Here is a 20,473-nt window from a genome sequence, read left to right on the forward strand (position 1 = left end):
AGATGTGTATAAGAGACAGATAGAGAAGGGGAGGGAGAGGGGGCGAAGTTAAGGGGAGAGGAGGCAGTCGGGACAGGAGGAGGGCTGGAATTAGAGGCTGTGGGATTGCTGGGAGGGGCGAAGGAGACGATCGCATCGTCCGCGTAAGCGGGTTTGGCAGTGCTACCAACCGCCAGGGTCAGGAGGCTAAGGGCAAGCATAGAGGGGGGAGGCACAGCAGATCTCATGATGGTTTCAGGGTGCGTTCTAGAATGCGTTTACTCGGTTCCACGATCGCCCAGGTGCCATTCGGCTGTTTCCGCAGGGTAGCGAACTGGACGATCGTGGCTTTCCCCATTGGCTCCCCCTGGCTGACATTGCCCAGACGCGGGTGATCAAGCCCACAGAAGCGAAACAAATAGGCAGGCACATCTGGGCTGGAGAAAAACACACATTGGCGTTCATCCCGTTGGGTCTGTCCATAAAACGGGGCGTAAACCGACTGCCCATTTAAAGCGATCGAGATGTCGCCTAAACCACCGACTACGCGATAGCCAGCAATTTTGTCACCGGGTTGCAATTCCCATTGCTGGTACACTTGCACCGAAATCGCCGCCGGAGACTGGCTATTCAATTGGCAACTGGAGAGGAATAGGCTAGAGAGCAACCCCGAACTGAGTTTCCAGGCTCTAGTCATGACGGAAGCTGAACGAATAACCGACATACTCATCCCCCTCGTACAGCACAATAAACCAGGTTTGCGGATCAAACGCCAAAGGATACGCTTCCCGTTGGGCATTGGCTCCCGATCGCACCTGTAAGGTAGGCAGTTTGCAATAGGGTTGATTGATCACCTGTTTCAGATTGGCCTTGGGGGAACGCTCTGGCACAGCCAGCAGGGCAGATAGTTGTTGCCGCGATAGTGCTGCTGTCGGCTGTACTATCTCTTGACACAGGTCTTTAGCAGGGGCGGGGTTAGGGAGTAGGTGGCTGGGATCAACCAGCAAACCAACCGCAGCAATAGCTGACCCACCAGCCAGCATATATCTCACACTACTTCGTTTGGGGGGACGGCGGTTCATAGGCGAACTCCTCTGCACTTGTCAGGGTGGGGTGGGATATGAGATGGATATAAAGTGAAGGGAAATTTTGTAGTATTTATACTACGTTATTTTTTAGTACAACTGTACTATATACCATTCCAGAAAAAATGGCGAAATTTTTTTTGCATGGATTTACATGGATTTGCATGTAACCGATGGGTGGGTGAGTAGTCCTCAAATGATGGAAGCCATACAAATTAACCCACCTGCCATTGCCCTCAACCAGGGGCGACAGATGGGTTAATTCAGTTCTAAGTTTTACTTGCGCCAGCTTGACCGATCGCGGATTCAGAGGGTGTTTGAAAAGTCAAAATCGTTACCTGAACCGCCCCCCTAGCCCCCCTTTCTACGATGCCGTCAGGCTATATTCTGGGGGGAACTGGATTCAAAGTCCCCCAGAATTGGGGGATTAAAGCCCTACGGGCATACCAGAAAAGGGGGCAAGTGCAATCACTTTGATACTTTTAAAACATCCTTTCAGATTAGGTTTCCGAAGTCGTCGATCGATTAAACGTTGGGGACAGAAACGCCACCAGTGCGCCAATCATGAAGCCAGATACGTTGCGGAATAAGGGCAACCAATCGCTGGTGCGGGTGATCACCGGCGCAATCCCGAAGGCAATAAACAAAATTCCCCAGAGTGGCGAGAAAATTAATGCCCACTGCCAAGCAAACACCTGACCTTCTTTGCGGGGATGGGCGGCAAACCCACAGATGACACCGCCGACGATCGAGGTAATTAGCGTCAGAATCCATTGCTCTCTAGGTAGACCCGGCACCACCCGACAGCCCCCTTGCTGGATGCAGGACTGAATTGAACTTAAGGCATGGAGAATCGCTTGATCCTCGCCATTTTCGCGGACAAAGAACTGATTGCCAAATCGGGTTTGCAACTCAATCCAAAAGGTGCGCGGCATCAGGGGATAGAGGTCATCTCCCACACTGAAGTTCAGCAGATTCCCCCCCCGTGGGTCGGCAACCAGGAGTACACTGTGGTCGTCCAATCCCCAATAGTCTTTGACGGCGGCTCCCGGTGTGCGATCGAACTGAGTTAACACTCGCAATTTCCAGCCCGTTTCTTGCTCAAAAGTTTCGAGATTTTGGGCAAGGGTACTTTCCTGCTCATCGGTTAAGGCTTTTGCCAGATCAATCACCGGAGTTTGCACATCCGGCAACAACTCTGGATTGTTATAGGCATAGGCAGCAGTACCACCGGGCAGAATCCCCAACGGATTTAACCAGATTGCCAGTGCCAGCACTCCAGCCAGCAGGCAGGTAGCCCCCTTCAGGGCGGCATATTTCAGCGATCGTCGTGTCACAAAAGCGGGAGAGATAACCATGAGACGGTTGACCTAACAGGTTGAAAGGATTAATTATTAATCTGTTCTTTACACTTGTTTACCTTAATCTAATTTAAGAACGTCCCGGTGTCACCGTCAATCACTTGCGATCGTTGGGTAGCCCAGCGATCGTGTCCCCCAAATGAGCCTGCGCTATAGTGTAGGCGTGTCGGCATGTACAGATCTGAAGCAGGGGGAGTTATGACGACTGAACCAACCCACGAGACGTCTGCCATTGTTCCCAGTCCCACGGATGCGTTGGTTGAACCAAAACCACCGGAGCGGAATGACGATGTGAAGCACGAAACCCAAGCCTTGATTGATGCGATTAAAAAACGGGCACAGTCAGAAATCCAGTCGGCGGGTGATTTAACCCGTGATGCTTACTTAAACGCGGTTCGCCAAGCGCGGGAAGCGATCGAAAACGATAAGTTAATTGACCGCGATCGAATTGAACATTCCTTCCAGCACATTCAGCAGGAGGCTGAGAAAAACTGGACTTCGGTCGTCCAGGAAATGGAATCCTTTGGCACTCGCTTATCGGAAGCCGCCAAAACCGCCTGGGATAAACTTTTGCATGGCAAGTCTACGGATCATCATGATTCGTCTCCGCCATCCAACCTGGATGAGTAGAGCGTTGTACCCGCTTGGTACCAGACTCATAGCAGCGGTAAGAGAATTTCAAATTCAATTCCACTACTGGTTTCCAGGTCGATCGTGCCATCTGCCGTGGGTAGGTTGTGTGCCCGGACTTCAAATTTGCCCCCATGTTTGGCTGTAACAATTTGATAGCTTACGCCTAGACTGGTTTCCTTTTCGGCTCGTTTCTTGACTGAGAAGGATTCCAGAATCTCCTTTTGGGCGGCGGCAGACAGGCTAGACCCATTGTGCATAATGCAGATCGACACCCAGCGAGAATTGCCTCCATCCATCGTGGTGATCGTGCGTACCTGGGTGGTAATTTCGATCGTCGGTGTAAAGGTCGGGATCGTTGGGGATTGCACCGCTTGATCAGATCGGAAGTCTAAGTGCAATTGTTGGCTGACGGCTTGATTCAGCAAGGCATCGACCGCGTGACTGAGGATATTCATGAACACCTGATTCAATTGTCCTGGGTAACACGAAACCGGCGGCAGGTGTCCATAGTTTTTGATCACCTGAATCTCGCTACTCAGCCGACTCTTCAGCAGCAACAAAATGCCATCCAGGTAGACGTGTAAATCGGCGGGTTTGGGATAGACCTCATCGATATGGCAAAAGTTTTGCAGACTGGTTGCCAGTTTCGATAACCGCTCGGCTCCCGTCCGAATACTTTCGATCGTGCGTGGTAAATCTTCCCGTAGGTAATCAATCTCCAGGTCTGCCTGTAAATCGAGAATGTCTTGGGGTAACTTGGGTTGCCAGCGATCGTAGGCGGCAATCAGTTTCAACAAATCTTCGGTATAGGCAGCAACGTGACTGAGATTCCCCCAGATAAAACTAACTGGATCCAAAATTTCGTGGGCAACGCCATCCACCAGTCGCCCTAAGTTTGCCATCTTATCACTCTGGATCATCTGTGCCTGCGTCCGTTCGTAGCGCACCTGCGTTTCAATCCCCCGAATTTGCCAGTAAGCAATATTCAGTTCATGAATGTCGAGCATCTGATAGGACTGCTCCACTTGCACGACGATCGGTTCTTCCCGGAGTTCTGGCGATCGGCGTAGTGCCTGTTGGGCAGCAACCAGAATCGGTGTATCACCAGGCAGCAACAAGAGTTCGCTTCGGGCATAGCTATATAACACCCGCAGGGGTTCTCGCAGGAAAATATCGATGCCATGGGGACGGATCAGATATTCCAAAAAGCGTTTGCGCGAAATCATCCCGACAAACTGCCCGCGATCGGTCAGCACCGCTCCTGGCAATAACGGATATTGCTCAAAAATTGCCGCCAATTCCGTTCCCAGGCAGTTCAAATCCGCTTGAAAGTGGTGCAGTGGTAGATCTCGGAGCGTAGATTCAAGATGCAGAGCCAACAGGCTCCCCTCAGATAAGGTTGGGAGCATGGGTAGATGGCGACGGTGTTGAGAAGTAGACTGACTGGACAACGCAAAAACTCCAGAATATCAGGCTAAAACGCCGTGAGGACGCAAGGCAATACACTCTTTTGATCAGACTGCCCAGATCCTCACTGGTTCTAACCGACAATTTTCTCTGAAGGTAATTTTTAGTACCTCAAATTAGCGACTGAAGCTAAACACACTGCCAAGTGCCCGCATCATATTTTGGGGTTCCATGGCATCCGTTGCTGCCGTCGGCTCATAGCCACAATGCACCATACAATCGGCACATTTAGGATTACCACTCGCTCGACCGTACTGGCTCCAATCCGTCTGTTCTAACAGTTCTTGATAGCTGGAATAGTAGCCCTCGTTCAGCAGATAACAGGGTTTTTGCCAGCCCAATACGCTGTAACTGGGACTGCCCCACGGCGTACACTCGTAGTCCTTCTCCCCGGTAAGGAAATCCAGAAACAACGGGTTGTGGTTAAAGTTCCAGGATTTCTGTCCGGCGGTGTAGGGAGCCAGGATTTCCCGGAATAGGGTTTTGGTTTGTTCCCGCTTCAAAAAATGGTCTTGATCCGGTGCCCATTCATAGCTGTAACCGGGCGAAATCATCATGCCATCGATATTTAAGGTACTGAGGAAATCAAAAAACTCCTGCATTTCCTGCGGATCAGTGCCTTCAAACACGGTGGTATTCGTCGTCACCCGAAATCCTCTGGCTTTAGCGGCTTTGATGGCATTGACGGCAGTGTCAAATACCCCTTTACGATCGACACAGCGATCGTGCAACTCCTGCAAGCCATCCAAGTGAACACTAAACGTCAGATAGGGTGAGGGCTGGAACTTATCTAAACTCTTTTCCAGCAACAACCCATTCGTACAGAGGTAGATAAACTTTTTGCGATCGATCAACCCCTGGACAATTTGCTCAATTTGAGGATGCAACAACGGTTCGCCACCGGGAATCGACACGACCGGGGCACCACATTCCTCCACTGCCGCAAAGCATTGTTCGGGGGTGAGGTTTTGTTTGAGAATGTCTACTGGATGTTGGATCTTGCCACAACCCGTACAGGCGAGGTTACACCGAAACAGTGGTTCCAGCATCAGGACTAAGGGATACCGTTTCCGACCTTTCAACCGTTGGGCGACGATATATTTGCCCACTTCGATCGCTTGTTGTAAATGAATTGCCATCGTTTGTTCCGTTCTCTCCTCGCGTTAACTGTGTTCTCCGACGTAGCCGTGGGCTACAAACCAATCTACGGCATCTTTTAAAGCAGTGGCGATCGGGGTTTGCGGCAAGCCTAATTCCGTCACCGCTTTGGTCGGATTGTAGTACATCGTCTGCCGTGCCATCTTCACCCCGTCGAGTGGCACCGAGGGAGTTTTGCCAAGCGGTGATAACAATCGTTCTTCTACCCAGGCGACACTGAGGGGAATCCAAGCTGGGATCGATCGCTGGGGCGCTGGCATCCCTGTAATCTGTTCCAGATGATCCAGCAGTTGTTTTAAGGAGAGATTCTGGTTGCCCAGGATATAGCGATCGCCGGATTGTCCCCGCTCTAGAGCCTGTAAATGCCCCCAAGCCACATCCTGCACATGAATAAAGTTCAAGCCGGTATTCATATAAACGGGCATCTGTCGCCGCAGGAATCGCAGAATAATGTCTCCGGTGGGAGTTGGTTTGATATCCCATGCCCCGATCGGGCTACTGGGATTCACGATCACCACCTCTTGACCCGATCGCGCCGCTTTGAGCGCCTCCTGTTCTGCCCAATATTTCGATTGTTTGTAATGCCCAATCAGCTTTTCCACCGGACTCTGGTAGGTTTCATCCGCCGGAATGCCATCCCCTTTCACCCCGATCGCCGCCACGGAACTGGTGTAAACCGTCCGTTCCACACCCGCTTGCCGCGCCGCCGCCAGCAGATTCCGAGTACCTAAAACATTGTGCTGATAGAGTAGGTCGCGATCGGCTTGCCAGAGGGAATAAAGTGCCGCCACATGGAAACAGATCTGACACCCCCGGATGTGCTGGGACAAATTGGGATCATTCAAATCCCCATTGACGATTTCCAGATCGAGATCCGCTAAGTTACCCCGTTGGCTTTGCGGACGCACTAATGCCCGCACTTCATAGCCCTGTTGCAACAGCAGTCGAATCAGATTGGCTCCAACAAACCCCGTTCCACCTGTGACAAATACCCGCATTGATTTATTTAACCGGGAACAAACAACGATCGTCCACCACAAATTTGCCATAGAGCGTGGCTTCCGGGACACTGTGCCACTCATAACTGGTCGCTATGCCATTCTCTAGACAGAGAGTACGTGCCTGCAAACTGCCGGTCATCACCGAGGTATCCGTTAAGTCTTTTTTGTAGACTGGACTGGTCTTAGACGGCGGCGCACCAAAGACATAGGCAAACAATTGATCCATGCGATCGGCATATTTAGTAATCTGTGCATTCGGGGACACCACGGCAATCTCCCGCGCCCGATTATTGACGAACACTACCGAAAATTTCAAGTCCGACGTTTCGGGAAACAGACGACGCAACGGTTGGACTGGATAGGTGTAGGTGATTTGATTAATCCCCCCCGGCAGCCGCTCGGTTTTCCGGCTCCAATATTTACCGAAATATTTTTCGATCGTTTGCGGTGGCTGATTCAACACCGGACGTTTAGCCACCGTAGCAGGTAGCTGCATACCAGCTTGCATTAACAGGGTCAGGGCGATCGCAGGCACGAATGAAATACGCATAGCAATGAAATCCGAACAATCTACGTTTGATAGTGGCATAGCCTGTAATGCCTTGACCGTGATTCGACCAGGTGATGTTCCAGTTTTAAGCGGCAAATAATTGGGCGATCGTAGTTTGTAAGACGGCTAATCCCCGTAAAGCACCTCGAATTAAATACCAACTAGCGATCGGCTGTTGGATCATTTTCACCGCCATTACCCCCGATCGGAGTGAGCCATTCGCATCATAGACCCCGGCTAAATTCGGCAAATCATGGTGGCAATCGTCACTCACCACCCGGATCATGACCACCGCAATTCCAGCCGGAGGCAGCACCTGCAAGATGGCGGCTCCTTCCATATCAACCACCTCAGCGCCATACTGCTGTCCTAATTGCTGTTTTGCGGCTGGCAGGCAAATTACGCGATCGCTGGTATACCCCCGGACTTGGATCATGTTGGGACGAAAATAGCGATCGGATAACGCGGCATCCAGCGATCGCTGGGTGAGGGTAGCCGCATCACCCGCTAAACAGTCTCGATACAACACAACATCCCCTACGGTTAAGGTCGGAGTCAAACTCCCACAGAGGCCCACCACCACCACCGGGCGATCGGCGGTCAACTGTCCCGATTGCACCAGTGCTTGCAAATGACGCATCACCGGAGCCGGGCAGGCAGGAATGGGTAAGACGGTTACAGCAGTCATCGCCGCCGCCTTTAAACCGCGACAAACCGCTTGATACTCTGCCCCCTGGGGCACCAAAATCACTGGCAGGTTAGGCATATCCCGGAATTAGTCCGATTTACGATCTGAATATCGACAGATGGAAGGGTAGGATGTCTATTATCGTTTGACTTGGGCAAGGTTTGGAGTATGACAACGCCGCCGCGATCTGCATCTATGCGCGAACGTTTGAATATTTCTCGATGGGCACTCCGCTATCCCTGGCTGACTCTGGGCTTTTGGATTGCTGTCTCGATCGCTGGACTGCTGGCATTTAGTTCGCTCAAATATGCCCTCTTCCCCGATGTGACGTTCCCGGTGGTGGTAGTCAATGCTACAGCCCCGATTACGAATGCGTCGGGCATGGAAGCGAACGTCACGCAACCGATCGAACGCCAACTGCGATCCCTAGACCCACAGGGTTTAGAAACGGTAAGGTCTACCACCTATCCGGGTCGAGCCGTAATTAGTTTGGCGTTTAGTGTCGGCAGTAATCTGGAGCGATCGCGCGATCGGGTGGAAGCGACCTTACAGCAAGTGACGTTACCTGATAACTCCAGTTATGAGATTATTCCGATCAATTTGAATGAATCGGCAGTGGTCAGCTACGCTGTCACCAGTCAACAAAACTCTTTAGCCACACTGACGACAACCGTTCAGTCTAAACTGTTGCCGGAAATTGCCCAGTTACCGGGAGTGCTGAAAGCCACGCTACTAGGAGTTCCGGCGAATGCCAAGGTGCAGCCCCTGCCTCCAGCCACCGAGCAAAGTGATGGTGAACAGGTAATTCAAGCCGCCGGAACTTCCGCCGTTCGGTTCAATGGACAGGATGCGCTGGCGATCGAAGTGGTGAAACAAAGTGATGCCAATACCCTGGAAGTCGTGAGGCAGGTTGAGCAAACGATCGCCCGATTACAGCCGACCTTACCCAACTTGCAACTGACCCAAGCCGCCACCCAAGCCGATTATATTAACGAAGCCACCCACGCAACGATCGAAGCCCTATTAGTGGCGATTCTGTTATCGGTAATTGTGATTTATCCCTTCCTCTGGAACTGGAAAGCCACCTTAATTTCCGCCCTGGCAATTCCCACCTCGCTTTTAGGCACAGCCATCGTCATGGCAGTTTTGGGACTGAATCTAGAAACCATTACGCTGCTGGCATTGGCATTGGTAATTGGGATTATTGTCGATGACGCGATCGTCGATGTCGAAAATATTTCCCGGCATATCGAAAACGGTGAACCTCCTCGGCAAGCCGCCATCACTGCCACGGATGAAATTGGTTTAACGGTCGCGGCAGCTACGATCACGATCGCGGCGGTATTTCTGCCCGTAGCCTTTATGGGCAATGTCGTGGGGCAATTCTTCAAACCCTTTGGCATTGTGGTATCTGCTGCTGTGCTAATTTCGCTGCTGGTCGCCCGGACTCTATCACCCATCCTCGCCGCTTATTGGCTCAAACCACGGAACACGCAGACGAACCAAACTCACCAGGAACCCCAAGCTGAGACAGTACAGTTAGGCAGGTTCTCCCGGCTTTACTCCCGCTTACTTGCCTGGTCATTGCAGCATCGCTGGCTGGTCATGGGAATTGCCATACTCGTTTTAGTGCTGGGCATCGCCATGATTCCGTTGTTACCCCAGGGCTTTATTCCCAAACTCGATCGCGGGGAATTCAATGTCACCTATACTGCTCCCCTTCCCCAACTGCCAATGATGCCTCCAGGGGCAGGGCTACCCACTGAAGCCCCGGATCAGGTACCACCGGGAGCCGTTCCCCCCACGTCGCCAGTCCCCCCCGGAGCCACGCCACCCGATGGTAATGGTCAAGGTGGGCTTCCCCCAGGCTTACCCCCTGGCATTGATCCAGCCGCAATCGCTGCCGGAAAATTTCCGATCGCTAATCCTTTAAATGACTCATTGGATGTAGCTAAGCAATTAGAATCGGCAATTCAAAAGTCACCCGAGGTGCAATCCGTTTTTACCGTTGTGGGTACTCGCCAACAACCGAATCAAGGCACGTTGTATGTCCGATTAAACCCCGATCGCAGCCTGCATACGACCGAGGTACAGGAGCAGATTCGGCAGCAATTGCCCACCATTCCGGATGTCACCACCAGTGTGGAAGATATCCAGTTTGTGGATACGGGTGGAGAAAAACCGCTTCAGGTGGCGCTGATTGGCGATAATCCTGTGATCTTAAGTCAAACCGCCGCCAAAATTCAGGAGCGGGTCGCTACCCTACCCGGATTTGCCGATGTCACTGCAACGGGGACTGCCAATCGCGAGGGGAAAGTGGGGGAAATTACGCGGCTGAATTCCCGGCGGGTGGCTTATATCAGTGCCAATTTAACCGGAGATCTGGCGTTAGGTGATGCCACGAATCAAGTGGTGGCAATTGCCAATGAGATCAAACCAGCGGGTGTGACATTGGATTTAGGCGGAGATTCTGCCCGCGCCGGAGAAGTCTTTGGTAGTTTTGGCGCGACCCTGAGCTTATCCGTACTCAGCGTCTTGATCGTGCTAATGTTGCTGTTTCGCGGTTGGACGGATCCACTGGTGATCATCATTGCCCTGCCATTGTCGATCATTGGAGCCATCTTTGCCTTACTCATCACCCAAAGTGATTTCGGCATGATCTCCGTGATTGGCATTATCTTCCTGCTGGGACTGACGGATAAAAGTGCCATTCTCTTAGTGGATTACATTAACCAATTGCGTCAGGCTGGCATGTCTCGGACAGAGGCAATTCTGCAAGCTGGCCCAGTACGCCTCCGACCGATTTTAATGACAACCGCATCAACCATGTTAGGGATGCTCCCGATCGCGTTGGGATTGGGAGCCGGAGCCGAACTCCGGGCACCCATGGCGATCGCCATCATTGGCGGGTTAACTACCTCGACCTTACTAAGTTTGGTGGTTGTCCCGGTGCTATATGCGTTACTGGATGATTTGCGATCGCGCTCCCGCAAAGCATTGTAGTGGTGGTTTTACTGATTTACTTTAGTTCATGTCCAAAACTCAGGTAAACTCGCGCATTTTAATTATTGGCAGGATTTTTACGATGCAGATGTTTGATATCCTGTGTTTCAGTTGGTTATGCATGAGCTTTGGTTTCAAGCGATCGCGACATTTCTCGCCCTTTTGCCGATCGCGAATCCGATTGGTGCCGTTCCCGTATTCCATGCCCTGACGGAGGTAGATAGTCGCTCCTACCGACTGCATCAAGCCCGTCATACGGCGATCAACGTGATTCTGGTACTGGCTACCTTTCTAGTTGCGGGACGCTTAATTCTGGACTTCTTTCACCTGTCGCTGGGCGTATTGCGGATCGCAGGGGGCTTATTGATCGCCAGGGTGGCTTGGGAAAAGGCAACCGCTCCGGCTCATCCACGCCACCGTAAACCGTTGTGCGATCGCGAAGATATTTCCTTTACGCCAATGGCAGTGCCGTTAATTAGTGGGCCAGGGGCGATCGGGGTGGTCATGGGCATGGCATCCAAAGCCACAGGTTGGCTCGATTACCTGGGTTGTTTGTTGGGTATTGGCTTCCTGGGAATCAGTCTATACCTGTGCCTGACGTTGGGAGATTCGTTAATGGATCACCTGGGCAAATCGACGATCGATGCGTTTAATCGCATTTTAGGATTTTTGGTACTGGCGATCGCGGTGCAGTTTGTCACAGATGGCACCGTAATGTTGTTGCAAGAAGCCATGCATAAATTATCGTGACGGGCAAATTACTAATCATTGCAGATGGCTCATAGTTTTCTTTTCTAAGTCATGATGGAACTAGGAGAGAGCGGGCAACCCTGAGTTGTTCGTCTGTACAGGTCTGCTATGGCTCATACCAACTCTCCGCCCGATCGTCCGTCGGCTCCAGCTAACACCGCCTCTAAACGAGCCACACTGCACCAGTTTAAAGCACTGGTTCTACAAATTATTCGCTGGACGCGAGGATTCTTAGAACTCCAAAAAATCCCTTATATTGCCAATAAAGTTTGTGAACTCTATTTAAGAGATGCCGATGAAGCGCAGCGCTCTCGCTGTCGGCGGATTCTCCAAACGCGATTAGAGTTAAACCCGGCACAACTGCGACACTTCTTCCATACCTCAATGGGAGAACAATTACTGGCATGGTTTGGTCGGTTCTTACAGCCATTGGACGATCGTGATCAGATCCACCATCTGCAAGAGTTGATCGTGCAGATGGCAAGCGATCCAGAGGGCTTGTCGTTACTCAGTTTTCTACGGCGATTTCCCGATACCCAACAGATCAACCTGGATCAATTGCTGTTTACCGCTAAACGGGTGGAATGGTTGTTGCAGGAAACCGAAGCCACGATCGCGACGATTCGAGAACTATCTCTGCAAGAAGCCAGGGGAACCCCGGCGATCGATTTTGCCACTCTCCCGGATCTACGCCAAGCGGGATCTTTTACAGTGCAGCAATCTACTATCGTCGTCAAGCGCTCGCCCCGCCATACGGCATCATCTGGAGTTCCACGATCGTTGCAAGTCGTTTGTTACTATCCTGATCCGTTACCCACTGGATCAATTCCGGTCGTGATTCAGTCCCACGGGTTAGCCTCCAATCCCGAGGATCTGGAACCTTATGCGAGACATCTCGCGTCTTATGGCTATCTGGTTGCCGCTCCCTGGCATACCGGCAGTGATACAGAACAGGTACGTCGGATGCTCACGGGTGAAGCGACAGAAGTGTTTCAGTTAGGTGAATTTATCGATCGCCCGTTAGACATTCGCGATCTATTGGATGATTTAGAGCGCCGTAATCTAGATCAGTTTCAGGGCAAATTAAATCTGACTGCCGTAGGGGTAATGGGATACTCCTTCGGAGCCTATACGGCGTTTGCCCTGGCGGGAGCGGATATTCAGTTTGATAAGCTGGAACTGGCTTGCGGATTAACGCCAGGAAGTGACACCAATCTTTCCTTGTTACTGCAATGTCAGGCGTTAGGATTGCCCCGGCAACTGTATCACCTGCGCGACGATCGCGTACAAGCAATTCTGTCACTGGATGCGGTCGGCAGTGAAGTATTTGGGCAAGTCGGCATCCAAAACATTCAAGTACCTGTCATGCTAATCGCAGGGAGCCAGGATACGATCGCGCCCTTGGCATTGGAACAGTTGCGATTTTTTCAATGGTTAACCACCCCAACGCATTATTTAGCGTTAATGCAGGGCAAATCCCATGTCTGTGATATGCAGCGACTCAGCCGCACACTTGATTTACAGGTAAAAGTCTCTCCTCCGACAACCAAACGAGGAGTTCCCCCCTTTGAAAGCTACATTAAAGCGCTCAGTATCGCGTTTTTCCAGGGACATCTGACCCAACAAACAGAGACACTCTCCTATTTAAATCCGCATTACACCGCCTATTTAAGTCGTTCCCCATTTGATTTGTGGTTGATTAGTCAAGCCTCTAGTCAGGGTTTGCAAGCACCGTTATTCGTCTCAGAAGGGGACGCGATCGCCAATATCGAGGTGGCTTACGGCAGTTTTCGCCCCCCTAGCCCCCCAATTTTGGGGGGAACAGGAGCCAAAGTCCCCCAGAATTGGGGGATTTAGGGGGCTGTCCGAATTGACAAGTGTGGTGCATTCATTTGAGAACGGCTGTAAGACTATTGAGGAGATTTCCAGAATAGAAATTACCGGACAATTAGCAATTTTTGGTAGGGGCGAACGGTCGTTTGTCCGTACAAAGGTAAAAATTTTCCTGGAAATCTCCTTAGCAGTCCATCAAGATTAGTTGAAGCTAGAGAAAAATTGAGTGAAATACGGCATCCTAGCTTCATTCTGAATCGTAAGTTTTTTGATGGCATTAGTTGGTTAAATTAATTACCGGAGACATACTATGCAGCATGACGCAGGTACATTTACAGGTCAGGATGGTTTAGCTTTGTATTATCAACGCTGGCTACCCCTGGGAGAACCTCAGGCTGTGTTAGGCATCGTACCGGGGTTGGGCAGTCATAGCGGTCTATTTAGTAATCTGGTCAATTACTTAGTGCCGCGCGGTTATGCGGTCTATAGTGTGGATTTGCGGGGACATGGTCGATCACCGGGACAACGGGGCTACATTAATGCCTGGTCAGAGTTTCGCGCCGATTTTAGTAGCTTTTGGCAACTGGTCACCAGTCAGCATCCCACGTTACCCGGCTTTGTGTTGGGACATAGTTTAGGAGCGGTGATCGTACTGGACTATGCGTTGCGTCATCCAGAAACCCTGATGGGGGTAATTGCCATGGCTCCAGCGATCGGTCCGGTGGGAGTGTCACCGATTCGGCTCGCGATCGGTCAGTTGTTGTCCCAGGTGTTACCCCGTTTTACGCTGAATACGGGCATTCCGCAAAATGCTGGCTCCCAGGATGCGGCTGTGGTGGCAGCCTATCAGAATGATCCATTACGGCATACGAAGGGAACGGCGCGATTAGTGACCGAGTTTTTGCAAACGGTGCGGTATCTGCGATCGCACATTGCCAATTTACAAATCCCTATGTTAATTCTGCATGGCAGTGCCGATCCAGTGGCTTTACCCGCCAGTAGTCAATTGTTATTTGAGCAACTGCCGATCGCGGATAAAGAATATCGAGAATATCCCAATGCCTACCATGATTTACATAATGATATCTATGCCGAGCAAGTAGCAGCAGACATTAGTAATTGGCTCGATCGACATATCAAAGGAGAATTAACGCTCTGTACATTACGGAATTGATAGTGACCTGTCACCGTAATTCAGCAATAGAAATGCTTGGTTAAAGGGCGTAACATGACTATGCCCTTACTCATTTTAAACTAAGAAATGGGTTGCTCTAAAAGTACGTTTACTAAATCTATACCTATATTTAGAAATGGAAACTAAATAACTCCGCACTTTTCTGTACAGGCGCGTTATTTGGCAGAGATTTCTGGTTAATAGTAAGGACTTTTTAGCGTAGCCTGCTTCCCAAAGGGTATGTCACGCTCCTACGCAAAATCACACCTTAATAAATCTGCAATCCTCACTGATTAGATCAAATCTATTGCTAAGTTTGAATTCTAAACAGCATCGCTACCCAGTTATGCCAAGTGGCTAATAGTATTCTCCAACGATCGTCGATTGCAAATTATTAACCTGAGTCTAAATTATTCTGCGACATAGAATATAGACTTGTGTAAACTAATTCAAATAAACTTTAATACTTTGAACTTCTTTTCTCAGCCTCAAGTTGGATGACTACGGTTACAGGCATTATTCAGGGGCTGAATTCAGATTATTTACAAAACTTGTTTACGATACATGTCATTTTCCGGCAACTCAAAAAGTAAAAAGCTATACTAAGTGAAAACTCAATTAATACTTTGAGGTTGATTTTAAGGCTTCGATCTTTTCTAGAGCCGGTGACAACTTCTTCCTAAAACTAAATAGCTCCAGGTTCAAATTGCTTGAGATGGTAGTGCTTTAGAGTCAAAAAAATCGATCAAGGTAGATCAATTTATAGTTAGTTTCTAAAGCAGCTTTCCCATAGGCACACACCCCTAAATGCCTCAATCAAGCAACCATTAGCAATCCCGATCGATAGGTAAAACCTAACCCATTTGGGTGATATTTTACCCCTCTGATCTGATTCATCCACGCTGAAGGATTGCTGGCAAACCCAATTTCTTGATCGCAGGGATTTTCCTCTGTGACAATTTACCTTTTGCCCGGGCTAACTCTTGGTCAAGGGTAAGTTAGCACTCTCACCTGATCAACTCACACAAGAAATATTCATCTTAAATCCGCTCTTCTCCTAATCTGTTGCTACCGTTCGGCAGCAATTCTTTGAATATTTCTAGTGTTAGTTACAGCCCTCCTTATAGTTCTCACATCAGCTCTAACTGACGTGTGATTGATTACTCTTAACGGCTATGGCTAGTACATCGACTATTTATCGTGCTCCACCTGATTCTGGTAGCCTCACTCTGGGTCAAACATTGCCAGATCTACTCGATCAAGCCTGCGATCGTTCTCCCAATGAGCAGGCATTTAATCAATGGCACAAACGCCGTTGGCAAGCTGTTTCCAACACTGATTTTCGCCAATCAGCATCGGAAATCGCCTTAGGATTGCTTGCCTTAAACCTCCATCGGGGCGATCGCGTGGCGTTAGTGATGCACAGTGATATCGCTTTCTGTCTCGCTGATATGGGTTGCTTGTTAGCGGGGCTGGTTAATGTCCCGATCGACCTAACCCAAACCATTGAAAACATTCTGTTTATCCTGCAACATACCGCCGCTAGAGCGCTAGTCATCTCTAACCTTGATCTACTGTATCAAGTGATGCCCTATCTCGATACAGCTACCACATTAGAAAGCATCATTGTGGCTGAAGTGCCAAGCGATTGGGAGTCGCTACGGGCAGAGGTAATGCGGGGAAAAGCGCAAACTCAAGAAGTTGCTGAATGTAGCTTAGAGGAGTGCTTACAAGTCCCTCATTTACTAGGAGAAGGACATCCTGATCATTCCCATGAGATTGCTCCGCTACCCCGATCGCTGCAACTAGTCTCTCTGGATGAAGTGCGACAACAAGGTCGGGAAGATTGGTCAGTTGAACGCTTACAAGCATTACGACACGCGATCGCTCCCAGTGATCTGGCAACCATTCTCTATATTGCCAGTGAAACCAAGCGGCCGAAAGGGGTGATGCTCACTCACGAAAACATTGCGGCGGATATTCTGGCAGCATTTAGCAGTTATCCCAATCTCGGCACAGGCGCACAGGAAGTTGCACTAATCTTTCTCCCGTTGACGCATATTTTCGCGCGGGCGTTTCTCTATGGACATATCGCTTATGGTCACAGTATTTATTTCTCTGATCCGAACCATATCGTCAAGCATCTGAAACTCGTTAATCCAACCATTTTGATTACAGTTCCTCGCCTGCTAGAAAAGGTTTATGAACGGTTTCTAGAACAGGGGCAACGGCTGACAAAGTTCGATCGCACAGCCTATGATTGGGCAGTGAAATTAGCCCATCGCTATCAAATTGGTCAACCGATTTCTCAGTTATTTAAGCTCCGACTTCACCTCGCCGATCGCTTAGTGTTTGCCAAATGGCGATCGGTGTTTGGCACTCGCATGAAAGCTTTAATCTGTGGGGGTGCAGCGTTACGTCCAGAGATTGCCAATGTGTTTTCAGCCGCCGGAATTCCCGTATTACAAGGCTATGGCTTAACAGAAACCAGTGCTGTCTTATGCTACAACCGGGGGAATTATAATCAGGCTGGGACAGTTGGTTTACCGATTCCGGGAGTCGAGCTTGCGATCGCGGCAGATGGCGAAATCCTGGTGAAATCGCCGTTTGTGATGCAGGGTTACTATCGGGATCCAGAGGCGACTCAGCAGGTGTTGAATGCCGATGGTTGGTTACATACCGGGGATTTGGGCGAAATCACCACCGATGGTTTCCTCAAAATTATCGGCGTAAAAAAATCGTTGTTCAAGCTATCGACCGGAAAATATGTTTCCCCATTGCCATTGGAACAGGAGTTAACGCAATCCCCCTTAGTGACTCATGCGATCGCCGTGGGAGCCAATCACAAATTCTGTGGCATGTTGATTGTACCCGATCTGGAATTACTCCAACAAGAAGCACTCCATCTCGGCATTGATCTCAGCCTGACAGCATGGCTCCAACACCCCTGTATTCAAGCTCGCTACCACCACTTAATTGAGCAAGCCAATTGCCATTTACCGTACTGGTCAACGGTGAGGAAGTTTCGCTTAATTGTGGCTGACTTCACGATCGCCAACGGACTATTACATCCCGATGGCAGTGTGAATCGGGGACAGGTCTTGGAGAGGTTTGCGGCAGAAATTGCGGCTCTGTATGAACATGATAGCGAGTCACACCTTGGCGAGACAAATAGCGTTGCTGCTGCCGTAATTGTCTGCCCTGTTGTCTCAGTCTCATCCTGCCCGATCTACGCCAAATCTTTAATGCATTACTAATTGACCATTCGATCGCAGATCACTACTTGCTGCATTTTGAGGACACCAATCATGTTTAAACCGTTTCAAACTGCTGCTGTGTTAGGTGCTGGGGTAATGGGCGCTCAGATTGCGGCTCACCTGGCAAACGCTGGACTGACGGTACATTTATTAGATCTACCGGCTCAATCAGGCGATAAAAATGCCTTAGTGGAAGGGGCATTTAAGAAGGCTGTGAAGCAATCGCCACCGATTTTCTTTACCGAAAAAACGGCTCAACGCGTAATTTTAGGTAACTATAAAGAACATTTCGATCGCTTAGCTGACGTTGACTGGGTAATTGAAGCCGTTGTGGAAAATTTGACCATCAAACAACAATTAATGGAGCGGCTAGAAAAAACAGTCCGCAAAGAAACCGTCATTTCCACCAATACCAGTGGTTTATCCATTGCTGCGATCGCAGAAGGGCGTTCTAAATCCTTCCGGCAACGATTTTTGGGCACCCATTTCTTCAATCCTCCCCGTTATCTGAAACTATTAGAACTCATCCCGACCCCAGACACCGATCCCCAGGTCATCCAGCACATGCAGTGGTTCGGACGGATGTACTTAGGGAAGGGGATCGTGATTGCCAAAGATACCCCTAACTTCATCGCCAATCGAATTGGCATGTTTGTAGCCATGCTAGGTCTGAAAGGGTTGACAGAACAGGGCTATTCGATTGAGGAAATCGACACCTTAACCGGAACTCTGATCGGTCGTCCCAAGTCCGGCACATTTCGCATGGCAGATTTAGTCGGTCTGGATACGCTGCTGTATGTCTCAGACCACTTACATACGGCAGTCACGCATGATGCCGATCGCGATATGTTCAAAGTACCCGACTTACTCCACAAACTGGTAGAAACCGGATCACTCGGTAGTAAAGCAGGACAGGGCTTTTACAAGAAAGTAGATGGCGAGATTCGATCGTTGAATCCCCAAACCTTTGCCTATGAATCTGCAAAACCCTTGAATCTTGGCAACATCGATGGCATCGCTAAGCTACCCAACCTGGCAGAACGCTTGCAAAAGCTGTATCACCACAAAGGACGGGCAGGCGAATTTTTCCGACATGCGATTCTGGCAACCTTAGCCTACAGTGCCAACCGTATTCCTGAAATCGCCGATCGTCCCGTTGATATCGATCAAGCCATGCGTTGGGGCTTCGGTTGGGAACTGGGTCCCTTTGAAATCTGGGATGCTCTCGGCTTCGACACTGTTTTAACCGACCTGCGTAAAGCCGGATTAACTATTCCCGCCTGGATTGACCAAATGCGGCAGGAAGGCACAACTGGATTCTATCAAGAGAATGGGAGTGCCTATGCTCCTGGTGAATATTTTGTTCCATTAGCTACCGCTACCGACGAAATTCATTTAGCTGACATTAAAGCCAATCCTAAATCCGTTCTCTGGCACAACTCAGAAGCCGCTTTGTTAGATCTGGGTGACGGCGTGGTGCTGTATGAATTTCGTTCCAAAGCCAATACCCTCAGCATCAAAGTTGTGGATGGATTACTGGAGGTAATGGATTGGTTAGAAACCCATGATTATTGCGGCATGGTAATTGGCAATGAAGGTGACAATTTCTGTGTCGGGATTAATTTGGCGGAAGTGGGCAAGATTGTGCAACTGGAAAACCTGAATCCGTTTAATCGCTCCCACAAAGTTATCGCTGAATTACTGACTAAAGTCCAAACCCTAGTCCAACGCATTTATTACTTCCACAAACCGATCGTCGCGGCTGTTCACGGACGGGCGTTAGGCGGTGGTTGCGAGTTAGCGATGGCTTGCCCCCATGTGGTCGCGGATGCCGAAACCTACATCGGTTTGGTCGAACTCAGTGTCGGTCTGATTCCCGCTGGGGGTGGCTTGATGCGGATGGCACGATGGATTGGCAATCGCGCCGTCAGCGACACCCCAGGCGATATGCTGCCGTTCCTGAAGAAAGTATTTGAAACGATCGGTACGGCCAAAGTTTCCAATAGCGCTCAGGAGGGCATCGAACTCGGTTTCCTACCCCCGACGACCAAAATCGTGATGAATCCCGATCGTCGCCTCTATGCCGCCAAACAAGCCGTGATCTGCCTCGATCACTTGGGCTACACCCCGCCACCTCACAATCCCATTCCGGTTCTCGGTCAACCCGCCAGAGCCGCTTTAGAACTGATGGCATACGTGATGCATCAAGGGGGCTACATTAGTGACTACGATCGCTCCCTGGCTAATCGCTTAGCCTACGTCCTCACAGGTGGCGATCTAACCGCACCCGCCTCTGTGGATGACGATTACATCCTGGGACTGGAGCGCGATAACTTCTTGCCTTTAGTAGACAGTCCCAAGACCCAGGAACGGATTCTACACATGCTGAAGACGAAGAAGCCATTGCGGAATTGATGGGGAGATGAGGGGAGATGGGGGGATAGGGACGATGAGGGAGACAAGGGAGATAGAAAAGCAGATAACTTCTTCCCCACCTTCCTCACCCACCTCACCCCTGTCTCTTATACACATCT

At 50.0% G+C, this 20,473-nt stretch carries 16 protein-coding genes; 7 read left to right on the forward strand and 9 right to left on the reverse strand.

Translation table 11 applies throughout. The features are described 5' to 3' along the window. The 4 genes from ACN4EK_RS30125 to ACN4EK_RS30140 form a co-directional block, all read right to left on the reverse strand. Positions 1-227: hypothetical protein (locus ACN4EK_RS30125; protein ID WP_431662136.1), on the reverse strand; the 227-nt coding region annotated here is incomplete at its 3' end. Continuing rightward, the gene (locus ACN4EK_RS30130; protein WP_431662137.1) at positions 224-676 is read right to left on the reverse strand and encodes a hypothetical protein; all 453 of its coding nucleotides are present in this window, start codon (positions 674-676) and stop codon (positions 224-226) included. The genes ACN4EK_RS30125 and ACN4EK_RS30130, both read right to left, overlap by 4 nt. After that, positions 669-1,061, reverse strand: a complete 393-nt coding sequence (locus ACN4EK_RS30135; RefSeq protein ID WP_431662138.1) for a hypothetical protein — start codon at positions 1,059-1,061, stop codon at positions 669-671. The genes ACN4EK_RS30130 and ACN4EK_RS30135 overlap by 8 nt, the downstream gene beginning before the upstream one ends. Before the next feature lie 503 nt (positions 1,062-1,564). Then, the gene (locus ACN4EK_RS30140) at positions 1,565-2,422 is read right to left on the reverse strand and encodes a TPM domain-containing protein (RefSeq protein ID WP_431662139.1); all 858 of its coding nucleotides are present in this window, start codon (positions 2,420-2,422) and stop codon (positions 1,565-1,567) included. 201 nt (positions 2,423-2,623) lie between these two features. On the opposite strand from ACN4EK_RS30140, the gene ACN4EK_RS30145 reads away from it, so the two are divergent. Next, the gene (locus ACN4EK_RS30145; RefSeq protein ID WP_431662140.1) at positions 2,624-3,055 is read left to right on the forward strand and encodes a hypothetical protein; all 432 of its coding nucleotides are present in this window, start codon (positions 2,624-2,626) and stop codon (positions 3,053-3,055) included. A gap of 26 nt (positions 3,056-3,081) precedes the next feature. Here ACN4EK_RS30145 and ACN4EK_RS30150 read toward each other — a convergent pair whose 3' ends face one another. The 5 genes from ACN4EK_RS30150 to ACN4EK_RS30170 form a co-directional block, all read right to left on the reverse strand. Further along, entirely contained in the window at positions 3,082-4,509 is a 1,428-nt protein-coding gene (locus ACN4EK_RS30150; protein WP_431662141.1) for a sensor histidine kinase, read from the reverse strand. A gap of 132 nt (positions 4,510-4,641) precedes the next feature. Further along, complete coding sequence (gene hpnH, locus ACN4EK_RS30155) at positions 4,642-5,664, reverse strand: adenosyl-hopene transferase HpnH (protein WP_431662142.1); 1,023 nt, start codon at positions 5,662-5,664, stop codon at positions 4,642-4,644. 24 nt (positions 5,665-5,688) lie between these two features. Further along, a complete protein-coding gene (gene hpnA / locus ACN4EK_RS30160; RefSeq protein ID WP_431662143.1) occupies positions 5,689-6,732 on the reverse strand; it encodes a hopanoid-associated sugar epimerase in 1,044 nt (347 codons plus the stop codon). Continuing rightward, complete coding sequence (locus ACN4EK_RS30165) at positions 6,686-7,234, reverse strand: hypothetical protein (protein ID WP_431662144.1); 549 nt, start codon at positions 7,232-7,234, stop codon at positions 6,686-6,688. The genes hpnA and ACN4EK_RS30165 overlap by 47 nt, the downstream gene beginning before the upstream one ends. 85 nt (positions 7,235-7,319) lie before the next feature. After that, positions 7,320-8,000 (reverse strand): phosphorylase family protein, encoded by a 681-nt coding sequence (locus ACN4EK_RS30170; RefSeq protein WP_431662145.1) that lies wholly within the window; start codon positions 7,998-8,000, stop codon positions 7,320-7,322. A gap of 90 nt (positions 8,001-8,090) precedes the next feature. On the opposite strand from ACN4EK_RS30170, the gene ACN4EK_RS30175 reads away from it, so the two are divergent. The 6 genes from ACN4EK_RS30175 to ACN4EK_RS30200 all read left to right on the forward strand — a co-directional run bounded on the left by ACN4EK_RS30175 (position 8,091) and on the right by ACN4EK_RS30200 (position 20,354). Next, positions 8,091-10,925 carry an efflux RND transporter permease subunit gene (locus ACN4EK_RS30175; RefSeq protein WP_431662146.1) on the forward strand — a complete coding sequence of 945 codons (2,835 nt, stop codon included), beginning with the start codon at positions 8,091-8,093 and terminating at the stop codon, positions 10,923-10,925. Positions 10,926-11,042: 117 nt separating this feature from the next. Then, complete coding sequence (locus tag ACN4EK_RS30180; protein WP_431662147.1) at positions 11,043-11,675, forward strand: MarC family protein; 633 nt, start codon at positions 11,043-11,045, stop codon at positions 11,673-11,675. A gap of 108 nt (positions 11,676-11,783) precedes the next feature. Next, the gene (locus tag ACN4EK_RS30185; RefSeq protein WP_431662148.1) at positions 11,784-13,532 is read left to right on the forward strand and encodes an alpha/beta hydrolase; all 1,749 of its coding nucleotides are present in this window, start codon (positions 11,784-11,786) and stop codon (positions 13,530-13,532) included. 286 nt (positions 13,533-13,818) lie between these two features. Continuing rightward, positions 13,819-14,682, forward strand: coding sequence for an alpha/beta hydrolase (locus ACN4EK_RS30190; RefSeq protein WP_431662149.1), 864 nt, complete (start codon positions 13,819-13,821; stop codon positions 14,680-14,682). A gap of 1,175 nt (positions 14,683-15,857) precedes the next feature. After that, on the forward strand, positions 15,858-17,939 hold the full coding sequence (locus ACN4EK_RS30195) for an AMP-dependent synthetase/ligase (RefSeq protein ID WP_431662150.1): 2,082 nt from the start codon (positions 15,858-15,860) through the stop codon (positions 17,937-17,939). Positions 17,940-17,990: 51 nt separating this feature from the next. After that, the gene (locus tag ACN4EK_RS30200; protein ID WP_431662151.1) at positions 17,991-20,354 is read left to right on the forward strand and encodes a 3-hydroxyacyl-CoA dehydrogenase/enoyl-CoA hydratase family protein; all 2,364 of its coding nucleotides are present in this window, start codon (positions 17,991-17,993) and stop codon (positions 20,352-20,354) included. Positions 20,355-20,473: the final 119 nt, after the last annotated feature.

The sequence above is a fragment of the Pantanalinema rosaneae CENA516 genome (assembly GCF_050753385.1).
Classification (GTDB): Bacteria; Cyanobacteriota; Cyanobacteriia; order Leptolyngbyales; family Leptolyngbyaceae; genus Pantanalinema; species Pantanalinema rosaneae.

Bases quoted from the DNA above. Each gene is read 5' to 3' on its own strand.
- ACN4EK_RS30195 (WP_431662150.1), top strand. From the start codon at position 15,858: ATGGCTAGTACATCGACTATTTATCGTGCTCCACCTGATTCTGGTAGC.
- ACN4EK_RS30135 (WP_431662138.1), bottom strand. From the start codon at position 1,061: ATGAACCGCCGTCCCCCCAAACGAAGTAGTGTGAGATATATGCTGGCT.
- ACN4EK_RS30130 (WP_431662137.1), bottom strand. From the start codon at position 676: ATGACTAGAGCCTGGAAACTCAGTTCGGGGTTGCTCTCTAGCCTATTC.
- ACN4EK_RS30145 (WP_431662140.1), top strand. From the start codon at position 2,624: ATGACGACTGAACCAACCCACGAGACGTCTGCCATTGTTCCCAGTCCC.
- ACN4EK_RS30180 (WP_431662147.1), top strand. From the start codon at position 11,043: ATGCATGAGCTTTGGTTTCAAGCGATCGCGACATTTCTCGCCCTTTTG.
- ACN4EK_RS30200 (WP_431662151.1), top strand. From the start codon at position 17,991: ATGTTTAAACCGTTTCAAACTGCTGCTGTGTTAGGTGCTGGGGTAATG.
- ACN4EK_RS30190 (WP_431662149.1), top strand. From the start codon at position 13,819: ATGCAGCATGACGCAGGTACATTTACAGGTCAGGATGGTTTAGCTTTG.
- hpnH (WP_431662142.1), bottom strand. From the start codon at position 5,664: ATGGCAATTCATTTACAACAAGCGATCGAAGTGGGCAAATATATCGTC.
- ACN4EK_RS30170 (WP_431662145.1), bottom strand. From the start codon at position 8,000: ATGCCTAACCTGCCAGTGATTTTGGTGCCCCAGGGGGCAGAGTATCAA.
- ACN4EK_RS30140 (WP_431662139.1), bottom strand. From the start codon at position 2,422: ATGGTTATCTCTCCCGCTTTTGTGACACGACGATCGCTGAAATATGCC.
- ACN4EK_RS30165 (WP_431662144.1), bottom strand. From the start codon at position 7,234: ATGCGTATTTCATTCGTGCCTGCGATCGCCCTGACCCTGTTAATGCAA.
- ACN4EK_RS30185 (WP_431662148.1), top strand. From the start codon at position 11,784: ATGGCTCATACCAACTCTCCGCCCGATCGTCCGTCGGCTCCAGCTAAC.
- ACN4EK_RS30175 (WP_431662146.1), top strand. From the start codon at position 8,091: ATGACAACGCCGCCGCGATCTGCATCTATGCGCGAACGTTTGAATATT.
- hpnA (WP_431662143.1), bottom strand. From the start codon at position 6,732: ATGGCAAATTTGTGGTGGACGATCGTTGTTTGTTCCCGGTTAAATAAA.